This is a genomic window from Stenotrophomonas africana (genome assembly GCF_013004645.1).
Lineage (GTDB): Bacteria > Pseudomonadota > Gammaproteobacteria > Xanthomonadales > Xanthomonadaceae > Stenotrophomonas > Stenotrophomonas africana.
Genome location: NZ_JABEME010000003.1, coordinates 244836 through 268091, shown reverse-complemented (window position 1 = coordinate 268091; position 23256 = coordinate 244836). Strand labels below are relative to the sequence as shown.

Genomic DNA, 23256 nt, shown 5'->3' with positions numbered 1-23256 from the left:
GCTATCATCGGCGTGTGAACCTGACTGATCTGCTGCTGCGTTGGATGTTGCTTGTCGCCCTGGTGCTGAATGCACCGGCACTGGCGCTCGCCGCGTCTTCGTACAGCGGCCCGGCCAGCCAGGCGCATTGCGCTGTACCGCATTCGGCCGCGATGGCGGCCGCGGGCTGCTGCGATGATGCGGCCCCGGCGGCCTGCCAGAGCGGTGAGTGCGAATGCCCGCCGGCCTGCCTCGGCATGCTGGCGACGTTGAACGGAACACCGGCCTCGCCCTGGCGCGAAGCGCCTGTTCCGGCCAACATCCAGCAACGCGCATCGCCTCCGATGCCGGATCCGTTGCGTCCCCCCATCGCGTGACTCCCCGCAGGCCTCAAGCGCCTGCCATGACTGCTCGACTTTCTCTCGACTCTGCCCGCGCCTTCGATGCGCGGGCGACGGGCAGCGTTGCCCGTCCTTGCAAAGGAATCACTCAATGAACCGTACTCTCTCCCTCGGCCTGCTGCTGGGCACCGTCTTGGCCACGACCGCCTGCGCTCGTGCCGCCGAAGAATCCGCTGCGGCGCCGGTCGCCAGCGATGCGCCGGCCCAGGCCAGCCCGGCCAAGGTCGATCCGGCCTTGCCGGTGGCCATCGTGCACAAGACCGCCAGCTGCGGTTGCTGCGGCATATGGGTCGACCACCTGAAGGCCGCCGGCTTCCAGGTCGACGTGCGCGACACCGATGACATGAATCCGATCAAGGTCCGGCTGGGTGTGCCGGTCGGCAAGGCGTCGTGCCATACCGCCGAGATTGGCGGGTATATGGTCGAGGGCCACATCCCGGCTGAGGACATCAAGCGCCTGCTGGCCGAACGTCCGGCGGCGCGTGGGCTGGTGCTGCCCGGCATGCCGGCCGGTTCGCCGGGCATGGAAATGCCGGATGGCTACGTGCAGCCATACACCGTCGAGCTGGTGCGGACCGACGGCAGCACCGAGTCGTTTGCACAGCACGGGCAGCGCGGCTGATAGACGGTGGGTGCCGGTCGTCCTGGCCGGCACCTTTCGACGCGCCTTGTGTAGAGCCGAGCCTATGCTCGGCTGTGTTCGGCCGGCAAGCCGAGCGTAGGCTCGGCTCTACAGGATTTGCAGAATCAGCGGTCCCCGGCCGTTTCCTTGGCCAGCTGCGCGTCGAATTTCTTCTCGGCCGCATCCGCGTAGGCGCTGCAGGTCAGTGCATTGGCGCTGGCCTTACTGCCGGCGGCATAGTTCCAGTTGCTGGCACCCGGATGCGGGGTCAGCAGCAGATCGCAGGGCAGACCGCGCACGGTGGTGAAGCTGCGCTTGTAGTCCTCGATCAGGCGCGGATAGCGGGGGTTGCCCTTCAGCTGATACCCCGGTGCACTCAGGCTGTCGGCGTAGGCGATGCGCACCGGCTTGCCATCGCGGGTGTCGGTCCAGGTCCAGGCGGTGCTGCCCGGGGTATGCCCTGGCATGAAGTGCGCGGTGAATGTGATGCCGCCCACCGTGACCGCTTCACCATCCATGATGATCCGGTCGGCGCTGGCCGGCGGATACGTTATGCCGTCGGCAAAGTGCAGGTCGTTGCTACCGCCGCGCGCCAGCAGCACCGCCGATTCGGCATTGGCCGCCACATGCGCGCCGGTTCGACGCTTGAGCTCGGCGACCGGGCCGGCGTGGTCGGCATGCGCATGGCTGAGCAGGATCAACCGCAGGTCCTGCGGGGCCACGCCGCGCACCTTCATGTTGCTGATGAGGTGGCTGGCCATCTGCGGCATGCCGCCATCCAGCAGTACTGCGCCCTCGGCGGTCTGCACCAGCAGCGCAGTCAGGTCCTCGGTGCCGATCTGCCAGGTGTGGTCGGCAATCTGCAGCGGCGCCATCGGCTGCAGCCAGGACGCATCCACGGTGTAGGCCCGCAGCTGTGGCAGCGGTGCCTCGGCGGCGCTGGCGTGGGCGGCCGGAAGAGCGACGGCCAGTGCGAAGGCGAGCAGGGTAAAACGCATGATTCACGTCCGCTTGAAGGAGGCCCAGAAACTAGCATGGGCCTCCTTCATCGCGTCTCGCATAGATTTCATGGCTCCCATAAGCACGCCATGGATCAGTACCGGTACTGCCACCCCAGCGTCAGCACCCGGCCGCGACCGGAGAAATAGCTCGGGTTCGACGGCGTGGTCTGCGAGTAGTAGCTGATGTACTGCTTGTCAGCCAGGTTCTGCACGCCCAGCGTGAAGGCATGCTTGTCCAGCGTGTAGCGCGCGACCAGATCCAAAGTGGTGTAACCCTTGAACTCGGCCACCCGCGCACCACGCAGGTCGAAGTCTCGGTCGAAGGCATGGCTGGCCTGCAGGCGGGTGCTGAGCTGCGGCGTCCAGCTCTGTTCCCAGAACGCAGTCAACCGGTTCGGTGCGATGTTCACACCAGCCAGGTCGCTGTCGAGGCGACCGTCGACGTCGGCGTCGTAGCGGCCGTTGGCGCGTGCATAGCCCAGGCCGAGGCGGCTGCTGCCCAACCGCAGGCGCAGGTTGCTTTCAAAGCCTTCCACGCGGGTGGCCTGGCGCTGCACCGCATAGGCATCGATGCCCGGATCGTAGATCAGTACCGAGCCGAGCTTGGATTCGGAGGTGTAGTAGGCAATGTCACCGCTGAAGCGGCCATCGTCGTACTCCAGTCCGATCTCGCGGTTGTCAGACACTACCGGTGACAGGTCGATGAGGCTGTCCACGCGCTGGCCGTCGCGGTTGATCGCGCGCAGCACACGGCCGACGTCGGCTACGGTGTAGCCTTCCGAGTACGAGGCATAGGCGTTCAGGCGGTCGTTGATGTACCAGACCGCGCCGAAGTTGGGCAGGGTCTCGCTCATCGTCGGCTTGCCACCGGCCACCTTGCGTGCGCCGTAACGGGGCAGGGTGGTGTAGTCACCCACTTCCAGCTCGCCCTTTTCGTAACGCAGGCCGCCGGACAGCATCAGGTGATCGGTCGGCCACCAGTGCAGCTGCAGCAGCGGTGACAGGCTCTGGTAGGTGGTCTGCGGCACCCAGTTCATGCCACTGGCCAGCAGCACCTGGTGGGTGCGGTCGCGCAGGCCGTCCAGGCCCAGGGTCACGTCCAGCGTGGTGTCGGCGATGCGGCTCCAGCTCTGGGTCAGCTTGAAGCCGCGCTTGTCCGATTCATTCTGGGTCTGGTCCCAGGCGGCATTGGCGCCGGTGTTGCCCCACGGATCCCACTGGCTGGCACCGTAGCGGCCTTCGAAATCCACCGCGAAGGCCTGCGCCTGGAAACGGCCACCGAGCAGGTCGGCGGCGCTGTAGTCCACCGTCAGCGAACGCGAGCGGTTCATCGGCGGATCGAGCGGCGTATCACCGGGAACCGAAATGGTCGGGCGACCAGTCCGGTAGTCACCGTTGATGGCCAGGTAGTTGTCCAGCCCGCGCAGTTCGTAGCGGTTGGCCATCACCTGCAGGCGGTGGCCCTCGGCGATGTTCCAGCCCAGCTTGGCAAACACGTTCGATGAGGTCGAGTCCATCAGCTCGCCCTGCGCGTTGGTGCCGATCGATCGGCCCGCGCCGTCGTGGTACAGGCCCTGCTTCTCATAGGCCAGGCCGGCGAGCAGGTCGAACTGCTCACCACGCACGCCTACCAGGGCCGAGCCGCGCTGGCCATTGTCATCGTGGCGGCTGGGCAGGGCAGCGCTGTAGCTGACGTTGGTGTCCAGCAGGAACGCGCCCGGCTCACTGGGCGCACTGCGGGTGATGATGTTGACGATGCCGCCGGTACCGCCGATGCCCTGCAGCGCATTGGCACCGTGGATGACCTCGATGCGCTCGATCATCGCCGGGTCGATGGTGTGCGAATCACGCGAGCCATCGCGCAGCGGCGTCGACTGCGGCACGCCGTCGACCATGTACAGGATGCCGCGGCCGCGCATGGTTTCGCCGTAGTTGGACATCTTCTCGCGCGCCGGGGCAAACGCCGGAATCTGTGACGACAGCACCCGCGACACATCCGAACCCAGCGCCAGCTGCTGGGCGATGTCCTCGCGGGTCAGCACCGTGATGGTATTGGGCATGGCCGTCTCGCCCTGCGGCATGCGCGCGGTCGAGGCCGAGACCGTGACGCGGGCCAGCGAGGTTGTCGTGGCAGATGACGGCGCTGATGACGCGGCCCGGGCCGGGGTGCGCGGCGTGGCCGGCGCGTGCGCTGGCGCGGCATTCACCACGAACACACCTGGCGAACGTTCCTGCATCGCCAGGCCCTGCCCGGCCAGCAGGCGCTGCAGGGCGTCGTGCGGGGTGTAACGGCCGTCGAGGGCGGGCGCATTGCGGCCGCTCACGCTGTCGGCTGCGAACAGCAGCTGGATGCCACTCCGCCGGGCAAGCGAGCTGAGCGAAGCCTGCAACGGGCCGGCCGGCAGATGCAGCTCGACGGGCGCGGACGCAGCGGTCTGCGCCGTGGCGGGCAGGGCGGCACACAGGCAGGCAGCGAGCAGGGTGGGGGCCAGCCGGCGCAGGGCGGCAGGCGGAACAGGGCGGGTCATGCGGGGGTCCTTCGGAAGGGTTCAAGCACTTGCCGGATGGGACGGCGCGCAACCCACCCTCGGTGTGGCATTCAATCGCGGGCGCGCAGATGCAGGCTGCCATCGGAAGCGGCGTGCACCTGCACCGGCAGGATCTCGGGCAGCAGCGTGAGTACGGTCTCTGCGTGGTCGGCATCGAACACGCCCGACACCTGCAGAGGCCCCAGCGTTGGGTCATCCAATACGATGGGACGGTCGTGATAGCGCTGCAGGATGCGCAGGACCTCGCTCAGTGGCATGCGGTCGAACTGCAGGCGTCCGGTGGTCCAGTCCGCCTGCTCTGGATCGATGGCCTCCGGAGGAGACAGCGATCCACGCTGGGCCAACAGGCGCTGTCCGGGCTTCAGCCGCTGTTCGCTGTTGCCCTCGTCGACGCGTACGCCAACCTCGCCGCGCCACAGTGTCACCTCGCTCAGTTCACCCTGGCGGTCGACGTCGAACACCGTACCGTAGTTGCGCACGTGGACCGGGCCGGCATCCACCTCGAAGCGCCGCCAGGTCGAGTGCTGTACCTCGAAGCGTGCCCGCCCTTGTTCCAGCAGTACCTGCCGGGAGCGTAGATGGCGGCGCACCTGTACGCGGGTGATCGCATCCAGCTGTACCCGACTGCCGTCGGCCAGGACGAGTTCGCGGCGTTCGCCTACGCCGGTCTGGTAGTCGCGGACCTGCCAGGCCGGGTCGGCCACGAACACGGCACCGGCCAGCACCAGCAACACGGGTAGTACCCGCTTCGCGCCGCCACCGCGGCGGCGCAGCATTTCCGGCTCCGGCAGCGGGAAGCGTTGCTTCAGGGCGTCCCGATGCTGGTCCAGGACCTGGTCGGTAGTGGGAACCTCGGGCGGCGGCGGTGGTGCAGGTGTATTGCTCATTGCAGTGCTCCCTGCTGGCGGCAATCGGCCATGGCCAGGCGCAGGTGGCGCTCAACCGCCTTCAGGCCGATGCCCATGCGCCGCGCGACGTCGGCCTGCGGCAGCTCATGGATCTTGTGCAGGATGAAGACCTGCTGGCGCCGGCAGGGCATGCGCTCGATGGTGGCGCTCAGGCGCTGCAAGGCCTGCTGTGCGTGCGCCTGCTGCTCGGGGCCTGGGCGTGGGCAGGCGTCATCGGGCAATTCGGCGCGCGCCTCCACCCAGTGCCGGCGCAGATCCTCGGCGCGGCAGCGGTCCACCGCCGCATCGTGGGCGATGCGCCGCAGCAGCGCGATGGGATGCCGTGCATCGTAGGCGACCGGGCGTTCGAGCAGCCGCACGCAGACATCGTGCACCACTTCACGGGCCAGCCCTGGCGAACGGAAACGGCAGCGCAGGTACTCCACCAGTTCCTCGTAGTGGCGCACCAGCGAGGACACCAGCGGCAGCGCAGGAGGGTGTGGGGAAGGCAGCTGGGACATCCGGACCGGAAGCAAGGGCAATGGGCGGGCACGGGGAGGGCATCCCTGCGCGATGACGCAATACTAATGGGAACCGTTCGCGTTTGCCATGTGGCGCGGAGATCGGGATTGTTCGGCGGGGCTGGAAAGTGAAACCACGATCATCGGCTGGAGCGCAGAATCGGGCGCGGCTAGCCTGCCAGCAGGCTCAGGGAGATGGACCATGCACGTGCTTCTGGTGATGGTGGGTGGGGTGCTGTTGTTGGGGGTGTTCCTGCTCTTCGGGCGGCTGTGGAGCGTAGGCCAGTCACAGCTGCCCACGGCCCTGATCGCGTTCATCGCCACCTGGCTGCTGGTGACGGTGGCCAACATGTGGGTGGGCGTGAGCAGGGCCGGCTACGCCGTGCGGGAGGAACTGCCGATCCTGCTGCTGGTATTCGCCGTGCCGGCCTTGCTGGCCGGTCTGCTGTACTGGCGCCTGGCGCGTTGAAGGACGGTCATGAGCACACAACAGAGACTGCCCGCCCTGCGCCAGCGCGATGGCCACCACGCCCGCGTGACCTACGGAGAGCTGTTCTTCGACCTCGTCTACGTATTTGCGGTTACCCAGCTCAGCCACCATCTGCTGCACCACCTGGACCTGGCCGGCGTCATGCAGACGCTGGTGCTGTGGTTCGCGGTCTGGCTGGGCTGGCAGTACGCCTGCTGGGTCAGCAACTGGTTCGATCCGGAGGCGCCACGCATCCGCAGCCTGCTGTTCGTCACCATGCTGCTGGCGCTGCTGATGTCCTCGTCCATTCCCGAGGCCTTCGCTGATCGCGCCTGGGTCTTCGCGGGGGCCTACGCCACCATGCAGGTCGGGCGCACGGTGTTCGTGCTGCTGGAGGTCGGGCGGCGCCACCCGCTGGCGCCCAATTTCCGCCGCATGCTGGCGTGGGTAAGCGTGTCGGCCTGCTTCTGGCTGGCCGGCGCTGCAGCCGAGGGCAATCTGCGGCTCGCACTGTGGGCGGTGGCGGTGGCCTGCGAATACGTCTCGCCGATGTTCGGCTTCGCGTTTCCGGGGTTGGGCCGTTCGCACACCCGCGAGTGGACCATCGAAGGCGGGCACCTGGCCGAGCGTTGCCAGCTGTTCGTCATCGTCGCACTGGGTGAGACGTTGCTGGCCACCGGCGGCGTGCTCAGCGAGGTCGAGCACTGGAGCGGCGATGTGGTCTCGGCGGTGCTGGCCACCTTCGCCGGCACCATCGCCATGTGGTGGTTGTATTTCGGCATCTCCAGCCGCGATGCCACCGTGGCGATCACCCATTCCGAGGACCCCGGGCGGATGGGGGCCAACTTCCACTACGTGCATGCGCTGCTGATCGCCGGCATCATCGCCACCGCGGTCGGCAATGATCTGGTCATGGACCATCCTGGTGCGGCGGTGACCCCGGTCTACGCTGCGGTGCTGGTTGCCGGACCGTTGATCTACCTGCTTGGCAGCGCCTTGTACAAGCGCATTGTGTACGGGCGCGCCCCGTATTCGCATCTGGTCGGTGCAGTGGCGTTGGTCGTGTTGGGCGTGGTTCTGCCGCACACCCATCTGCTGGCCGCTGGCTGGCTGACCAGCGCGGTGCTGCTGGCGGTGGGCTTGATGGATACGCAGTTGAAGCGTCGCCTGCAGCGCGCATGATCCGCACGCGCCGTTGCTGTACTTGCGTGGGCGGGCGATGAGAGTAGCGTTGTCGGCACCCCCCTTTGAACCGGGAGCAGCACTTCATGCAGAACCTGCCGCAATGGTTGTTGTGGGCCGGACTGTCTGCCGTGTTCGCAGCGTTGACCGCGCTGTTTGCCAGGATTGGCGTCAAGGGCGTCGACTCGGACCTGGCCATGGCGATCCGCACCCTGGTGGTGGCCGCGGTGATCCTGCCGCTGGTGGTGGTCACCGGTAAATGGTCCAATCCGTTGCTGCTGCCGGGCCGCACCCAGCTGTTCCTGGTGCTGTCGGCACTGGCCACCGGCGCTTCATGGCTGTTCTATTTCCGCGCGCTGCAGAGTGGTGAGCTGGCCAAGGTCGCAGTGGTCGACAAATTCAGTGTGGTGCTGGTGATCGTGCTGGCCTACCTGCTGCTGGGCGAACGTCCGACCCTGCGGGAGTGGAGCGGCATCGGCCTTGTGCTGGCCGGGGTGATCGTACTGGCGACGAAGAAGTAGCAGCGTTCAAACCCATCAACGAGGGGGGGCAGGATGCAGGGCGAAGCGCGCGGTACCCACGTGTAGAGTCGACTGTCAGTCGACTAATGCGCAAGGCGTGAGGTTTCCAGCATCCGGACGACCAGCAGTCACCTGACAGTCGACTCTACCGGCTCCGATGCGTTCACGCAGTACCTGCCTGCAGGCGGTCATACATCCGCACAAGGTCGACCAGGGTGCGCGCACCCATCTTGCGCATCACCTGCGCGCGGCGCACCTTCACCGTGATCTCGCTGACCCCGAGGTCGCCGGCGATCTGCTTGTTGAGGCGGCCGCGTACCACACCGTCGACCACCTCGCGCTCGCCGGCGTTGAGAGTGTCCCAGCGCAGTTGCAGCGCGCCGAGTGCCTCGCCGTCGCGGCGGCGCTGGCGGTCGATCTCGATGCCCTTGTGGATGGCATCCAGCAGCTCCTGGTCACGGAAGGGCTTGGTCAGGAACTCGATGGCACCGTCCTTGATCGCGTTGACGCCCATCGCAATGTCGCCGTGGCCGGTGATGAACACCACCGGCAGCTGCAGGCCGTGACTGCCCATCGTGCGATGGAACTCCAGCCCACTCTGGCCGGGCATGCGCACGTCCAGCACCAGGCAGGCCGGTGCATCTTCCAGTTCGTGTTCGAGGAAGGCCTGGGTGGAAGCGAACGCCCGCACCTGCAGGCCCATCGAGGCCAGCAGGTCTTCCAGTGCCGCGCGCACCGACGGGTCGTCGTCGATCACGTAGACGATGGGTGCTGGATCGATGGCTGGGGCAGCGGGCTTACGCATGTTGAACGTCCGTGGCGATGGGCAGGTCGAAGACGAAGCAGGCACCGCCGCCTGCTGGTCGTTCGGCGCGGATCTGGCCGTCGTTGGCCTCGATCATCGAACGGCTCAGGCTGAGGCCCAGGCCGAGCCCATGTGATTTGGTGGTCCAGAATGCATCGAATACGCGCTCGGGATGATCGGAGGGCAGGCCCACGCCCCGGTCGCGCACGCTGAGACTGACCCGCTGGCCGTCACGCCGGGTCAGCAGGGACAGCCGACGGTCGGCGGCGGGGACTGACTCCATCGCGTCCACCGCATTGAGGATCAGGTTGCCAATTACCTGCTGCACCTGCACGCGGTCGGCCTGCACCAGCGGCAGGTCGGCATCCAGCAGCAGGGCCACCGCCACGCCGTGCTGGTCCAGTTCACTGCGCGACAGCGCCAGCATCTCCTCCACCGCCTGGTTCAGGTCGAAGGCCCGTCGTTCGGGTGCCGCGCCCTGGGTCAGGCCGCGGATGCGGACGATCACGTCACCGGCGCGGTGCGCATCGGCCAGGATGCGGGCTACGGTCTGGCGTGCCTTGTCCACGTTCGGTGGGTCCTGGGCCAGCCAGCGTTGGCAGGCCTCGGCGCTGCTGGCGATGGCCGCCAGCGGCTGGTTCACTTCATGGGCGATGGAGGTGGTGAGCTCGCCCACGGTGGAGGCGCGCGCCACCCGCAGCAGACGGCCCTGCGCTTCCTGCACGGCGGCCTTGGCCGCTTCCATGTTCAGGGCGAGATAGGTGGTGATGCCGATCACCAGCATGCCGATCACCGAATTGACCAGGCCGATGCGGTAGGTGCCGAAGCGGGTCAGGAAGAAGCTCAGCCCGGTGAGTGCGATGCAGGCGACGGCCAGGGTGATCAGCCCGCGCGCGCTCAGTACGCGCGCTGCGGCGAGGATGACCGCCGCGTAGAAGCAGGCGGCGGCGACCGCGTAATCGGTGACGGTGTCGATCAGGAAGATCGCCGCCATCACGACGATCAGGGCCAGCAGCACCAGCGGGCGGCGGGGCGACAGCGATGGCATCGGGACGGCTCCCTGGCGTGGGCGGAAAGGATAGCAAAGCCATCGTCGGTCGATGCCGGCCCTGGTCGGCGTGCTCTTGTGCCCTGGGTGCCGGCTCCTGGTAGGTGCCGACCGTTGGTCGGCACAGCACTTGAACGGCGGGGCGATGAGGGTTTGTGCCGACCAACGGTCGGCACCCACCAAAGCGATGCATGCGGGCTGTTGGTAGATGCCGACCTTGGTCGGCAGGCTCTCGCAGGAGGCATGGCATCTGATAGTTCTGTGCCGACCAACGGTCGGCACCTACCAAAGCGGTGCACGGTGTTGTCGGCCAGCGGCCGGCACTATTCCTCCAGGCTGGCGTTCCAGAACCCCTGCAGCACGCCGGGCGTGGTCGCCAGCGTTGCCAGCACGGCATCGAGCTCACCGGCATCCACGGTGGTGGCATACAGCACCGCTTCGATCTCCACGTCGCGCTCGCCGAACGGGCGCTGGTCCACCGCGCGCACCGGGTACTGCGCCTGCTCGAGCAGCAGCAACAGCTGGTCCAGCACCTCGGCCTGCTGTTCGCGCTGGCAGACCACGTTGATCGCATAGGTCGCCTCGCTGAACGCTTCCGGCAGCGGCTGCCGCTGGATGCGGTTCACCACCGGTCGCAGCAGGGTGTTGGCGGCCAGCACGAATACAGCCGCCAGTACCGCCTCCGGCAGCAGCTTGATACCGGCACACGCACCCACCGCCGCCGATCCCCACAGAGTGGCGGCGGTGTTCAGGCCGGACACCTGGGCGCCGTCCTTCATGATCGCGCCGGCACCGAGGAAGCCGACGCCGGAGATCACATACGCAACCACATGCAGCGGTGACGGTGGGCCGCCGTACAGGTCATGGAAGCGCACCGCCAGATCGACGAACACTGCCGCACCCACCGCCACCAGCGTGTTGGTGCGCAGGCCGGCAGTGCGTTGCCGCAGTTGCCGCTCCAGGCCGATGACCGTGCCCAGCACGAACGCCACCGACAGGCTGATCAGCGAACTCAGGGTTGCGCCGGCGTTGAACGCCGGCAGGTTCGGATTGATGTCCATTGTGATTCTCCCTGGACAAGGCGGCGGGCGCCTACTGCCAGCCGTAGCGACGGATGTAGAACTTCTTCAGTGCGGTGGTCAGCACCGCATAGCCGAACAGGATCGCCACCAGGAACGGCCAGTAGCCGGCCGGCAGCGCCTGCAGCTTGAAGTAGCCGGCCAGCGGGCTCATCGGCAGGGCCACGCCGATTGCCATGATCAGGCCGGTCATCAGCAGCAGTGGCGGCGCGGCGATGCTCTGCAGGAACGGCACCTTCGGCGTGCGGATCATGTGCACGATCAGTGTCTGGGTCAGCAGGCCGACCACGAACCAGCCGGACTGGAACAGGCCCTGGTCGGCCGGCGTGCGCGCATCGAACACGTACCACATCAGCGCGAAACAGGTCAGGTCGAAGATCGAGCTGATCGGCCCGAAGAACACCATGAAGCGGCCGATGTCCGCCGGGTTCCACTTCAGCGGCTTGCGTACCAGCTCCTCGTCCACGTTGTCGAATGGAATGGCGATCTGCGAGATGTCGTACAGCAGGTTCTGTACCAGCAGCTGAAGCGGCAGCATCGGCAGGAACGGCAGGAAAGCCGAGGCCACCAGCACCGAGAACACGTTGCCGAAGTTGGAGCTGGCGGTCATGCGGATGTACTTCAGCATGTTGTTGAACGTGCGCCGGCCCTGGATGACGCCTTCCTCCAGCACCATCAGGTTCTTTTCCAGCAGGATGATGTCGGCCGCCTCCTTTGCGATGTCTACCGCGCTGTCCACGCTGATGCCGATATCGGCCGCGCGCACCGCGGGTGCATCGTTGATGCCGTCGCCGAGGAAGCCGACCACCTTGCCCTGTGCGCGCAGCTCGCGTACCAGGCGTTCCTTGTGCAGCGGGGTCAGGCGGGCAAACACGCGGTGATGGTGCAGCGCCCGTGACAGCGCGCCATCATCCATGCGCTCGATCTGCGGGCCGGTCAGGATGGTGTCCGCGTCCAGCCCCACCTGCGCGCAGACGCGGGCGGTCACCAGCTCGTTGTCGCCGGTGAAGACCTTCACTTCCACGCCATGCGCGGCCAGCGCCTGCAGCGCCTGTGCAGCCGATTCCTTCGGCGGGTCCAGGAAGGCCACGTAGCCGACCAGGGTCAGGCCGCGCTCGTCGGCCTGCGTGTACACAGTCTGGCTGGCAGCGGTCTCCTTCATCGCCACCGCCACCACGCGCAGGCCCTGTTCGTTCAGTTCCTCGGTGGTCTGCCGCACCCGCGCCAGGCGGTGCTCGTCCAGCGGCATGTCCTGGCCGTTCTCGCGCACGGTGCTGCATACCGCCAGCATCTCTTCCACCGCGCCCTTGCAGATCAGCTCGTGGTGGTCCTCGCGCTCGGACACCACCACCGACATGCGACGGCGCTCGAAATCGAACGGAATCTCGTCCACCTTGTGGTAGTCCTGGGACAGCCGCAGCGAACTCTGCAGCTCCACGTGTTCCAGTACCGCACGGTCCAGCAGATTGATCAGGCCAGTCTGGAAGTGGCTGTTGAGATAGGCGAACTTCAGCACGTCTTCCGAATCGTGACCGAACACATCGGTGTGACGTTCCAGCGCGATCCTGTCCTGGGTGAGCGTGCCGGTCTTGTCGGTGCACAGCACTTCCATCGCGCCGAAGTTCTGGATCGCATCCAGGCGCTTGACGATCACCTTGCGCCGCGACAGCAGCACCGCGCCCTTGGCCAGGGTGGAGGTGACGATCATCGGCAGCATTTCCGGGGTCAGGCCGACCGCCACCGACAGCGCGAACAGGAACGCCTCGGTCCAGTCGCCCTTGGTCCAGCCGTTGATCAGCAGCACGAACGGCACCATCACCAGCGCGAAGCGGATCAGCAGCCAGCTGACGCTGTTGACGCCGGCCTGGAACGCGGTCGGCGCGCGGTCGGTAGCGGTGCTGCGCTGGGCCAGCGTGCCGAAGTAGGTGCGGTTGCCGGTGGCAAGCACGATGGCAGTGGCCGTACCGGAGACCACATTGGTGCCCATGAACAGCAGGTTGTGCTGTTCCAGCAGGCCGGCCAGCCCGTCGCCCGGGTGCGCGAATTTTTCTACCGGCAGTGATTCGCCGGTCATCGCTGCCTGCGCCACGAACAGGTCCTTGGCGGTCAACACGCGGCAATCGGCCGGAATCATGTCGCCGGCCGACAGCACGATGTGGTCGCCGGGCACCAGTTCGCGGATCGGCAGGTCCAGCAGGCGTGCCGGGCGCCGGCTGTGCAGGTGCGCGCCGAAGTACTGGTCGGCCACGTCCGCAGCTTCGGTGCCGGGATTGCGGCGCAGCACGCGGGCGGTGTTGCCGACCAGTGCCTTCAGCCGCTCGGCCGCGCGATTGGAGCGACCCTCCTGCACGAAGCGGATCAGCGTGGACAGCAGCACCATTGCACCGATCACCATGGTGGCCTTGATGTCCTCGGTCAGCCAGGACACCGCCGCCAGCACGGTCAGCAGCAGGTTGAACGGATTGCGGTAGCACTGCCAAAGGTGCCGCCACCACGGTAGCGGCTTTTCGTGATCCACCTCGTTGGGACCGAGCGTCGCCAGCCGCTCCTCGGCCTCATGCGGGCTGAGGCCATCGGCATGCGAATCCAGCGTGAGCAGCAGCTGGGTTTCATCCTGCTGGGCGAGGGTGACCAGGCCGGTGGTGAGCGCGAACGGCGCTGCTTCAGTGCTACCCGGGCCAAATCCGGCTTCGGGCATCGCACGGCGGCGGAACAGATTGCCTGCGCGACGGCTGCGCAGGAAGGCGTTGAACCAGGCGTTGAGCAGGCTCATGGGACGCTCCTCGAATGTCAGAGCCGGCCGCAGCCGGAACACGAACGGCATAGTTGGAAAGGTCAGGCGTGGCGCATCGCCAGCACCGCCGGCGACCACGGCTGCATGTGCAGGCGCTGGCTGCCACCGATGCACAGTGGCTTCATCGCATCGCGCAGGGGATAGGGCAGATGGCGCAGCACAGTGATGCGCTCGCTGATCGGCAGCAGCGACAGGGCGTCAGCCACCACGCGCGGCGAACCGAGCGACAGCGAACGGGCGAACATCACGGGGCCGTGCTGCAGCAGCTGGCTGCGCAGGGCGGCAACATCGCGCTCGCCAATCAGGCGGCGCAGGGTGATGTAGAGGATCTTGTAGGACATGGGGGCGATCTCCAGGCAGGCGGCGCCTGGCGGTCCCCCGTCACTCAGGCAGGCAGGGACCGGCGGGCAGGCGCCAGGAACAGGCAACAAGCGGTCATCCGGGGCGCGGTGCGCCCGGCAGGGTCGGGGTCCATCTGCGTCTCCATGAGGCGAGGGTGCCGGCCAGGATTGCCCTGGCCAGTGGCGCTATTGTCCGCCCCTGAATGGGGCAGGCCTAGAGGCTCGTGGGTTAGCCGGGCTATACCTTGGTATAGCCGGGCATGCGCAGCGCCAATCGAGGGTTCAGTGATGGATCATTGCGAAGCGCTGGTCTGCTTGCACACGTCGTACTCGCCGCGGGTCAACGTCTTGTCACGGTCGGTATCGCAGGCATGCAGGCGTTCGGCCCAGTCCGGCGCCACCGCATCCACCTCGGCCAGCGTGACAATGCCATCCTTGTCCTTGTCCAGCGTTTCGTAGGCAGGGATGAGCTTCACTTCGGTCACGTCCTCGGCGGCGGTGGGTCTGCTGGCCTCCTGGGGCTTGGAGCAGGCGCCCAGCAGCAGGCCGATGGTGATGATGAGGACAGCAGGAACGTAGCGAATACCGGTCATGACAGGCTCCAGAAGAGGGGACGTGGGCCATGGTTGTGGATGGCCACGGCCGGATCTTCGGCCCGGGTCTGTAAGCGAGCTGCGAAGAACCGACAGGGTCGCCAAGTGGCGGTGGGCCACCGTTCACCCGCACGCCCCATGCGTGCACAGGCGGCACCTGACGAAATTGTCAGGCAGGCGACAGCAAGGCGCCGGAGGCCAGCCGGGAGGATGGCATCAGGCCTGCGCAGCCCCCGCGCCGGCACCGGTATGGACCCCTGTCATGCGAATTCCCTTCCTGTCCCCGCGAATGCGTCGCCGCCACCTTGTCCTGGGCGTGTTGCTGCTGGTGGTGTTGTCGCTGGTGATGCTGTTCCAGGGTGTGTCGCGCAGCGACGCGCAACCGGCCAATGCGCCGCCGCCGGTACCGGTGGTGACCGGCCGTGTCGAGCAGCGTGATGTGGCGCATTGGCGCAGCGGCGTGGGCACGGTGCAGTCGTTGCAGAGCACCGTGCTGCGGCCGCAGGTCGATGGCGTGCTGTCCGAGGTGCTGTTCGAGGAGGGCCAGAAGGTGCGCAAGGGCCAGTTGCTGGCCCGTATCGATGATCGCGCGATCCGTGCCGATCTGGGTGGCGCACAGGCTGCGGTGGTTCGCGACCGGGCCACGCTGGATGCCGCGCGCTCGGACCTGGCGCGGCTGCAGCACCTGTCTATCGACCAGCTGGTTTCGCGGCAGATGCTGGAGCAGCAGGCGGCCACGGTGCAGCAGCTGCAGGCCACCGGGCGTGGCAACCAATCGGCGGTGGATGCCGCACAGGTGCAGCTGTCGTACACCCGTATCCTGGCGCCGATGGATGGCCGCATCGGCCTGCGCCAGGTGGACCCCGGCAACCTGGTGCGTGCCACCGACACGCAGGGGCTGGTGACAGTGCAGCAGACCGATCCGATCTCGGTGGTGTTCGCGCTGCCGCAGGACGCGCTGCCGCAGCTGCGGGAGGCACTGGCTGCGGGCGACGTGGCGGTGCAGGCGCTGGACCGCGATGGTGGCCAGCGCCTCGCCGAAGGCACGCTGCAGGTGATCGACAATCAGATCGACGAGACCTCCGGCACGGTGCGGTTGCGTGCCCGCTTCGCCAATGCCGACGACCGGCTGTGGCCCGGGCAGCTGGTCAGCGTGCGGGTACGCATCGGCCAGAGCACGGGCGCACTGGTGGTGGACGCTGCCGCAATCCAGCGTGGTGTCGAGGGCAGCTTCGTCTACCGCGTAGTGGCCGATGGGAGCGTCGAAGTGCTGCCGGTCACCGTCGGTGAAGCCGAGAACGGGTGGGTGGCCGTCCAGGGTGAATTGCGGGTGGGCGATGTGATCGTGCGCGATGGCCAGTCACGCCTGCGTCCGGGCGTGGTTGTTACCGAGGCTGGCGCACCGGCTGCCAAGGCCGGAGTCGCACCATGAGTCCCCGCGTTTCGCTGTCCAGCTGGTTTGTTCGGCATCCGGTGGCCACCACGCTGCTGACGCTGGCGGTGATACTGCTGGGTGTGGCCGCGTTGCCGCGGTTGCCCGTGGCGCCATTGCCGGAAGCGGAATTCCCGACCATCCGCGTCAATGCCAGCCTGCCCGGCGCCAGTGCCGAGACCATGGCATCGGCGGTGGCCACGCCGCTGGAAACGCAGCTGACCGGCGTGCCCGGCATCATCGAGATGACCTCCACCAGTGCGCTCGGCAGTACCTCGATCACGTTGCAGTTCGACCTGGAAAAGAACATCGATACTGCCGCCCAGGAAGTACAGGCGGCGATCAACGCCGCGGCCGGGCGCCTGCCCAGCGACCTGCCGAACCTGCCAACCTGGCGCAAGGTCAATCCGGCCGACAGCCCGATCCTGGTGCTCAGCGTGGTCTCGGCACAGATGTCGATGACCGAGTTGAGCGATCTGGCCGAGAGCCGCCTGGCGCGTTCAATCAGCCAGATCAGTGGCGTGTCCGAGGTCAACATCGTCGGCCAGCAGCGCCCGGCCATCCGCATCCAGGCGCAACCGGAGCGGCTGGCGGCAATGGGCATGACCCTGTCCGACCTGCGCGGCGTGGCCCGGAACGCCAGTCTCAACCAGGCCAAGGGCGCGCTGATGGGCGAACAGCGCACGTCCACCTTCGAGGCCAACGACCAGCTGTTCGATGCCCAGGACTACCGCCAGCTGGTGGTCGCCTATCGGCAGGGTTCACCGGTCACCCTGGGTGATGTCGCGCAGGTGGTCGACGGTGCCGAGAACGCCTATGTGCAGGCGTGGCCGAACGGGCAGCCGGGCGTGGGCCTGATCATCAGCCGGCAGCCGGGCGCGAATATCGTTCGCACCACCGATGCCGTGCTGGCCGCCTTGCCGGAGCTGCGCGCGAACCTGCCGGCCAGCGTCGACGTGGACGTGCTCAACGATCGCACGCGCACCATCCGCGCGTCGCTGCACGAGGTGGAGCTGACCCTGGTGCTGACCATCGTGCTGGTGGTGCTGGTGATGGGGCTGTTCCTGCGCCAGCTCTCGGCCACGCTCATCGTCGGTGCGGTGCTGGTCGTAGCGCTGGTCGCCACGTTCGCAGCGATGTATGTGGCTGGCTTCAGCCTCAACAACCTCACGCTGGTGGCGTTGGTGGTGGCGGTCGGCTTCGTGGTGGACGACGCCATCGTGGTGGTGGAGAACATCCACCGCCATCGCGAGGCTGGGCTGGGACCGGTGGAGGCGGCGCTGAAGGGTGCGGGCGAGATCGGCTTCACCGTGGTCTCGATCAGCCTGTCGCTGATCGCGGCGTTCATCCCGTTGCTGTTCATGGGTGGAGTGGTCGGGCGCCTGTTCGCCGAATTCGCGCTGACGATCACGGTCGCGATCCTGATCTCCATCGTCGCGTCGCTGACCCTGGCGCCGATGATGGCTGCGCACCTGATGAAGCGCATGCCGGCCCATCGCGACGGCCAGGACACGCTGGCCGGTCGCCTGCTGGCCGGCTACGACCGCAGCCTGCAGTGGGCGCTGGGCCAACAGCGGCTGGTGCTGCTCGGCTTCGGTGCGACGGTAGCGGTAGCGGTGGCCTCGTATGTGGTGATCCCCAAGGGCTTCTTCCCGCTGCAGGACACGGCCTTCGTGTTCGCCACCACCGAAGCGGCACAGGACATCGGCTTCGAGGAGATGGCCGCCAAGCACCAGCAGCTGGCGAAGATCGCCGCCGAGGATCCGGCGCTGCAGGCCTACAACCATGCGGTGGGCGCCACCGGTGGCAGCCAGACCCTCTCCAACGGCCGCTTCTGGTTCATCCTGAAGGACCGTGGCGACCGCGACGTGGATGTGCACGGCTTCATCGACCGGCTGCGCGCGAAGATGGCCAGCGTGCCGGGTATCACCGTGTACATGCGTGCCGCGCAGGACATCAACCTGGGCGCGGGGCCGGCGCGCACGCAGTACCAGTACGCACTGCGCGGCCAGGACAGCCGCGATCTGTCACGCTGGGCCGAGCAGCTGACCGAACGCCTGCGCGGGCTGCCGCAGCTGCGCGACGTGTCCAACGACCAGCAGGTGGGCGCCAGCGTTACCCGACTGCAGATCGATCGCACCGCTGCGGCCCGCTTCGGCCTGACCGCCAACGATATCGACCAGGTGCTCTACGATGCGTTCGGCCAGCGCCAGATCAACGAGTTCCAGACCGAGACCAACCAGTACCGGGTGATCCTGGAGATCGCGCCCGGCCTGCTTGGCGAGGTCGATGCGCTGTCCTACTTCCACCTGCGTTCGCCGCTGACCGGGCAGATGGTGCCGCTGTCGGCGGTGGCGCAGGTGCAGCCGCCCGGCAACGGGCCACTGTCGATCAGCCACAACGGCATGCTGCCGGCAGTGAACCTGTCGTTCAACCTGGCGCCGGGCGTCTCGCTGGGTGAGGCAGTCACCCTGGTTGAGCAGGCGCAGGCGCAGATCGGCATGCCCGACAGCATCAACGGGCGCTTCCAGGGCACCGCACAGGCGTTCCAGGAATCGCTGGCCAGTCAGCCGCTGCTGATCCTGGCCGCACTGCTCGCCGTCTACATCATCCTCGGCGTGCTGTACGAGAGCTTCGTGCACCCGCTCACCATCCTGTCCACGCTGCCGTCGGCCGGTATCGGTGCCGTGCTGATGCTGTGGCTGTGGGGGCTGGATTTCTCGATCATGGCGTTGATCGGCATCGTGCTGCTGATCGGCATCGTCAAGAAGAACGGCATCCTGATGGTCGACTTCGCGCTGGATGCCCAGCGCAGCCGCGGGCTGACCCCGCTGCAGGCCATCCATGAGGCCTGCCTGACCCGCTTCCGCCCGATCATGATGACCACGCTGGCGGCGCTGCTGGGTGCGATTCCGCTGATGATCGGCTTCGGCACCGGTTCGGAGCTGCGCCAGCCACTGGGCGTGGCGGTGGTCGGTGGCCTGCTGATCAGCCAGTTGCTGACCCTGTACAGTACCCCGGTGATCTACCTGGCCCTGGACCGGCTGTTCCTGCAGCGCCGACGCGAGCGCAGGGCGGCGGCCGGTGCCGCGCTGACGGAGCCCGGATGAAACTGCTGATCGTCGAGGATGAGAGCAAGACCGCCCACTACCTGCGCACCGGTCTGGGCGAACAGGGCTGGGCAGTGGACCTGGCCGCCGACGGCGTGACCGGCCTGCACCTTGCCCGCGAGTTCGACTACGACGTGATCGTGCTGGACGTGATGCTGCCCGGCATGGACGGCTTCAACGTGCTGCGCGAACTGCGCCGCAGCAAGCAGACCCCGGTGATCATGCTGACCGCGCGCGACCGCGTGGACGACCGTGTGCATGGGCTGGGGCAGGGTGCCGATGACTACCTGGTCAAGCCTTTCTCGTTCATCGAACTGCTGGCGCGCCTTCAGGCGCTGGTCCGGCGCGGTCGCCAGCAGGAGCCGACCGAACTGCAGGTGGGCGACCTGCAGGTCAACCTGCTGGCGCGCCGCGCCTATCGTGACGGCGCGCGACTGGACCTGACCGGCAAGGAATTTGCGTTGCTGGCCCTGCTCGCGCAACGGCGCGGGCAGATCCTGTCCAAGACGGTGATCGCCGCGCAGGTCTGGGACATCAATTTCGACAGCAACACCAACGTGGTGGAAGTGGCGATCAAGCGCCTGCGCGGCAAGCTCGATGGTCCGTACCCCAGCAAGCTGCTGCATACCGTGCGCGGCATGGGCTACGTGCTGGAGGTGCGCGAAGACGAGGGCGATGGCCGATGAGGTGGTCGATCGCCCAGCGCCTGTCGGCGATGTTCGCGCTGGCCGCGCTGCTGGTGTTCACCCTGCTGGGCATCGGCGTGTACGGCGTACTGGAACGGCAGGTAGTGCGTTACCAGCACGCCGAGCTGCAGACCAAGCTGCACGCGGTCAGCGGCAGTGTGGCGATGTGCGATACCCGCGAACGCTGGAACAAGGTCCGCGACAAGGTCGGCAACCTGATTTCCGGCGACCGCGACACGCTGGTCTGGGCCTGGAGTGAGGACCCGACCTTCCGCATCGGTGCCGAGCCCCCACGGGTGCAGCCACCCAATGGCCACGACAGCGGCATGGGCACGTTGCAGCGCGAGGGCCAGCATCCGCTGCGCACGCTGTATGAGCGCGTGCCCGGCAAAGGCGTGCGGCCGGCGGTGGACCTGTGGATCGGTATTGATTCCGAGCCCTACACCCATGCGTTGCAGCGTTTCGCCGTGGCGCTGTGGATCGCCGGCGTGCTGGGCGTGCTGCTGGTGGCCGGCCTCGGTTACTGGATCGCCCGCCTGGGACTGGCACCGTTGCGCGCGCTTTCGGACGAGGCGCGCTCGCTCAGCCCGCAGCGGCTGTCCCAGCGGCTCGGCACACAGGCGCTGCCGGCAGAGCTGGGGCACCTGACGCATGCCTTCAACGGTGCACTGGATCGCCTGGAGGCCGCCTACACGCGTCTGGATGGATTCAACGCAGATGTGGCCCATGAGCTGCGCACGCCGCTGGCCAACCTGATGGGACAGACCCAGGTGGCCCTGTCACGTCCGCGCGACAACGCGCAGTTGCAGGAGGTCATGCAGTCCAACCTCGAGGAGCTGGAGCGGCTGCGCGCCATCGTCAACGACATGCTGTTCCTGTCGCGGGCCGGGCAGGGCGATATCGCGATGGAGACCCGGCCGGTGGCCCTGGCCGACGAAGTGGCCGCCGCCGGGGACTTCCTGGAGTTCCTGTTCGAGGAAGCCGGGCTGACCCTGCGCATCGAAGGTGATGCGACTGCCAGCATCGATCCCTCGCTGTTCCGGCGCGCCCTGACCAACCTGCTGCACAACGCGGTACAGCATGCGCGGCCCGCAACCGAGGTGTGGGTACAGCTGCAGGCCAACGGCGAGGGCGCGCGCATCGCCGTGTTGAATGAAGGCGAGGGCGTTGCAGCCGAGCACCTGCCGCTGCTGTTCGAGCGCTTCTACCGGGTTGACGAGGCCCGCGAGTACCGGGGCGAACGCCATCACGGCCTGGGCCTGTCGATCGTCAAGGCCATCGCCGTGCTGCACGGCGGGGATGTGTTCGTGGCCAGCCGCGACGGGCTGACCACGGTGGGATTCACGGTGGCGTGCTGACGCTGCGGCTCAGGTGCCGTTGCCGAACCGGTCGGCAAACACATCCGTCGCCCGCACCAGAGCGTCGACCGTGGCCGGTTCGTTCGCGCTGTGGCCGGAGGTCACCATCTCAAGGCGCGCTTCCGGCCAGGCCTTGGCCAGGTCCCATGCGCTGCGCGGCGGGCAGATGATGTCGTAGCGCCCCTGCACGATCACGCCGGGCAGGTGGCGGATGCGATCGATGTCGCGCAGCAACTGGTCGTGTTCCAGGAAGATGCCGTTGCGGAAGTAGTGCGCTTCAATACGGGCCTTCGCCAGCGTATCCAGCGGATCATCGGTGGATTCGGCATCCACATCGTGCTGCAGGGTGGCGGCGTTGTCTTCCCAGCCCAGCCAGGCCTGCGCGGCTTCGATGCGGGTCGCCTCGTCCGGGCCATCCAAGCGCGCCCAGTAGGCCGCGATCATGTCGCTACGCTCGGCTTCCGGAATGTAGGCCTCATAGCGGTCCCAGCGCTCCGGGAAGATCCAGCGCGCACCACCGTTGGCCTCGGCAAACCAGCGGTTCTCGATCTCGCGACCGAGGAACACGCCACGCACGATCAGGCCGGTGGCGCGCTCGGGATGCGCCTGCGCGTAGGCCAGCGAGAGAGTTGAACCCCAGGAGCCGCCATAGACCAGCCAACGCTCGATGCCCAGGTGCTCGCGCACCTTCTCGATGTCGGCCACCAGGTCCTGCGTGGTGTTGTCGCGCAGCTCGCCGAACGGCGTGGAGTGGCCGCTGCCGCGCTGGTCGATCAGCACGATGCGGTAACGTGCCGGGTCGAAGAAGCGGCGATGGGTCGGCGAGATGCCAGCGCCCGGGCCGCCGTGCAGGTACACCACCGGGATGCCCTCCGGCGTGCCGCACTCTTCGATATGCAGGGTATGCAGATCGCTCACCGGCAGGGTGAACTCACGGTAGGGCTCGATGGCGGGGTACAGGGTACGCATGGCGGGGCCTCACAAGCAGGGGCGGCCAGCATACCCCCACCCGTGGCATCCGGCAGCGCTGGTTGCCTGCCCGGCGATGGAAATGCGCTTGCCGATGCGCATAAGCTTCGATGATGCAAGCAACCCCGACACGGATGTTCACCTTCGACCTCGGCCTCAGCAGCGGCGCGCGCGAGCTGTTGAAGTGGATCGCGCTGCTGGCCATGACCGGCGATCATGTGGCCAAGGTGGTCTTCGGCGGCTACGTGCCGGTGGTCAGCGAACTGGGGCGTATCGCGTTCCCGCTGTTCGCGCTGGTGATGGCCTGCAACCTGGCCCAGCCCGGAGCCGACCTGCGCAAATCGATACGCCGGCTCGCGCTATGGGGGCTGATCGCGCAGCCATTGCACGCACTCGCGTTCGGTTCCTGGCTTCCGCTCAACATCCTGCTCACCTTCACTGTGGCGGCGGTGGCCGTGCATGCGCTGGCGAACAATCGGCCGGTGCGGCTGTTGCTGGCTGCCGGCGTGCTGCCGATGTTCGTGGACTACCAGTGGGCCGGCGTTGGCTCCGTGCTGCTGGCCTGGATCGCGTTCCGGCATCGGGCGTGGTGGCCGCTGCTGGTCGCGCTTGCGGCGGTGTGCTGGGCCAACCACAACGGCTGGGCACTGCTGGCTGTTCCGGTGGTGCTGTTGGCCGCGCGGGTGCCGTGGCAGCTGCCGCGCTGGCGCTGGGCATTTTATGGGTACTACGTGGGGCATCTGGCGGTGTTGGCGTTGACCAGCCATGCCATCTATCGTCTGCTTCCGGAATGAAATACAGATCCACGTCATGCGTGAATGCTGTCGTTGGATCGACATGGCGCCAGCAGGCATGGCCTGGCTCTACTGACGAGGCGAGCCGAGCATGGCTCGGCTCTACACGTCACCG

Annotated in this window: 21 protein-coding genes; 10 read left to right on the top strand and 11 right to left on the bottom strand. The window is 67.2% G+C overall.

The features are described 5' to 3' along the window. Positions 1-14 precede the first annotated feature (14 nt). A complete protein-coding gene (locus tag HLA98_RS07690; protein ID WP_057501530.1) occupies positions 15-356 on the top strand; it encodes a hypothetical protein in 342 nt (113 codons plus the stop codon). Positions 357-471: 115 nt separating this feature from the next. Continuing rightward, the gene (locus tag HLA98_RS07685) at positions 472-1002 is read left to right on the top strand and encodes a DUF411 domain-containing protein (protein ID WP_080392929.1); all 531 of its coding nucleotides are present in this window, start codon (positions 472-474) and stop codon (positions 1000-1002) included. A gap of 125 nt (positions 1003-1127) precedes the next feature. Here HLA98_RS07685 and blaL1 read toward each other — a convergent pair whose 3' ends face one another. The 4 genes from blaL1 to HLA98_RS07665 all read right to left on the bottom strand — a co-directional run bounded on the left by blaL1 (position 1128) and on the right by HLA98_RS07665 (position 5960). After that, positions 1128-2000 (bottom strand): L1 family subclass B3 metallo-beta-lactamase, encoded by an 873-nt coding sequence (gene blaL1, locus HLA98_RS07680; RefSeq protein ID WP_057501531.1) that lies wholly within the window; start codon positions 1998-2000, stop codon positions 1128-1130. Positions 2001-2095: 95 nt separating this feature from the next. Next, positions 2096-4531: a TonB-dependent receptor gene (locus HLA98_RS07675; RefSeq protein WP_057501532.1), complete on the bottom strand. Its 2436-nt coding sequence runs from the start codon at positions 4529-4531 to the stop codon at positions 2096-2098. A gap of 71 nt (positions 4532-4602) precedes the next feature. Continuing rightward, the gene (locus tag HLA98_RS07670) at positions 4603-5439 is read right to left on the bottom strand and encodes a FecR family protein (RefSeq protein ID WP_057501533.1); all 837 of its coding nucleotides are present in this window, start codon (positions 5437-5439) and stop codon (positions 4603-4605) included. Further along, positions 5436-5960 carry an RNA polymerase sigma factor gene (locus HLA98_RS07665; protein ID WP_057501534.1) on the bottom strand — a complete coding sequence of 175 codons (525 nt, stop codon included), beginning with the start codon at positions 5958-5960 and terminating at the stop codon, positions 5436-5438. Before HLA98_RS07665 ends, HLA98_RS07670 begins: the two co-directional genes overlap by 4 nt. Before the next feature lie 202 nt (positions 5961-6162). Here HLA98_RS07665 and HLA98_RS07660 point away from each other — a divergent pair, with 202 nt between their 5' ends. From HLA98_RS07660 to HLA98_RS07650, 3 genes are all read left to right on the top strand, one after another. Continuing rightward, entirely contained in the window at positions 6163-6429 is a 267-nt protein-coding gene (locus HLA98_RS07660) for a hypothetical protein (RefSeq protein ID WP_049448081.1), read from the top strand. Between the two features lie 9 nt (positions 6430-6438). Further along, positions 6439-7611 (top strand): low temperature requirement protein A, encoded by a 1173-nt coding sequence (locus HLA98_RS07655; RefSeq protein WP_057501535.1) that lies wholly within the window; start codon positions 6439-6441, stop codon positions 7609-7611. An 86-nt stretch (positions 7612-7697) separates the two neighbouring features. Beyond that, complete coding sequence (locus HLA98_RS07650; RefSeq protein WP_057501549.1) at positions 7698-8132, top strand: EamA family transporter; 435 nt, start codon at positions 7698-7700, stop codon at positions 8130-8132. Between the two features lie 163 nt (positions 8133-8295). On the opposite strand, the gene HLA98_RS07645 is transcribed toward HLA98_RS07650, so the two are convergent. The 6 genes from HLA98_RS07645 to HLA98_RS07620 form a co-directional block, all read right to left on the bottom strand. After that, the gene (locus tag HLA98_RS07645; protein ID WP_057501536.1) at positions 8296-8937 is read right to left on the bottom strand and encodes a response regulator transcription factor; all 642 of its coding nucleotides are present in this window, start codon (positions 8935-8937) and stop codon (positions 8296-8298) included. Continuing rightward, positions 8930-9985, bottom strand: coding sequence for a sensor histidine kinase (locus HLA98_RS07640; RefSeq protein WP_057501537.1), 1056 nt, complete (start codon positions 9983-9985; stop codon positions 8930-8932). The genes HLA98_RS07645 and HLA98_RS07640 overlap by 8 nt, the downstream gene beginning before the upstream one ends. Before the next feature lie 323 nt (positions 9986-10308). Next, complete coding sequence (locus HLA98_RS07635; protein WP_005416700.1) at positions 10309-11046, bottom strand: MgtC/SapB family protein; 738 nt, start codon at positions 11044-11046, stop codon at positions 10309-10311. Positions 11047-11077: 31 nt separating this feature from the next. Beyond that, a complete protein-coding gene (mgtA, locus tag HLA98_RS07630; RefSeq protein WP_057501538.1) occupies positions 11078-13837 on the bottom strand; it encodes a magnesium-translocating P-type ATPase in 2760 nt (919 codons plus the stop codon). Between the two features lie 62 nt (positions 13838-13899). After that, positions 13900-14199 carry a hypothetical protein gene (locus tag HLA98_RS07625; protein WP_005413574.1) on the bottom strand — a complete coding sequence of 100 codons (300 nt, stop codon included), beginning with the start codon at positions 14197-14199 and terminating at the stop codon, positions 13900-13902. Between the two features lie 293 nt (positions 14200-14492). Beyond that, the gene (locus HLA98_RS07620; RefSeq protein ID WP_057501539.1) at positions 14493-14792 is read right to left on the bottom strand and encodes an EF-hand domain-containing protein; all 300 of its coding nucleotides are present in this window, start codon (positions 14790-14792) and stop codon (positions 14493-14495) included. Positions 14793-15054: 262 nt separating this feature from the next. On the opposite strand from HLA98_RS07620, the gene HLA98_RS07615 reads away from it, so the two are divergent. Genes HLA98_RS07615 through HLA98_RS07600 form a run of 4 tightly spaced genes read left to right on the top strand, consistent with a single transcriptional unit; the run spans position 15055 to position 21378 of the window. Next, positions 15055-16224, top strand: a complete 1170-nt coding sequence (locus HLA98_RS07615; RefSeq protein ID WP_057501540.1) for an efflux RND transporter periplasmic adaptor subunit — start codon at positions 15055-15057, stop codon at positions 16222-16224. Beyond that, positions 16221-19334 (top strand): multidrug efflux RND transporter permease subunit, encoded by a 3114-nt coding sequence (locus tag HLA98_RS07610; protein WP_057501541.1) that lies wholly within the window; start codon positions 16221-16223, stop codon positions 19332-19334. Before HLA98_RS07615 ends, HLA98_RS07610 begins: the two co-directional genes overlap by 4 nt. Next, positions 19331-20020 carry a heavy metal response regulator transcription factor gene (locus HLA98_RS07605; RefSeq protein ID WP_057501542.1) on the top strand — a complete coding sequence of 230 codons (690 nt, stop codon included), beginning with the start codon at positions 19331-19333 and terminating at the stop codon, positions 20018-20020. Before HLA98_RS07610 ends, HLA98_RS07605 begins: the two co-directional genes overlap by 4 nt. Continuing rightward, positions 20017-21378, top strand: a complete 1362-nt coding sequence (locus tag HLA98_RS07600; protein ID WP_057501543.1) for a heavy metal sensor histidine kinase — start codon at positions 20017-20019, stop codon at positions 21376-21378. Before HLA98_RS07605 ends, HLA98_RS07600 begins: the two co-directional genes overlap by 4 nt. Positions 21379-21387: 9 nt before the next feature. On the opposite strand, the gene pip is transcribed toward HLA98_RS07600, so the two are convergent. Next, entirely contained in the window at positions 21388-22347 is a 960-nt protein-coding gene (gene pip / locus HLA98_RS07595) for a prolyl aminopeptidase (RefSeq protein ID WP_057501544.1), read from the bottom strand. Between the two features lie 113 nt (positions 22348-22460). Here pip and HLA98_RS07590 point away from each other — a divergent pair, with 113 nt between their 5' ends. Then, on the top strand, positions 22461-23141 hold the full coding sequence (locus HLA98_RS07590) for a TraX family protein (RefSeq protein ID WP_057501550.1): 681 nt from the start codon (positions 22461-22463) through the stop codon (positions 23139-23141). The last annotated feature ends 115 nt before the right edge of the window (positions 23142-23256 follow it).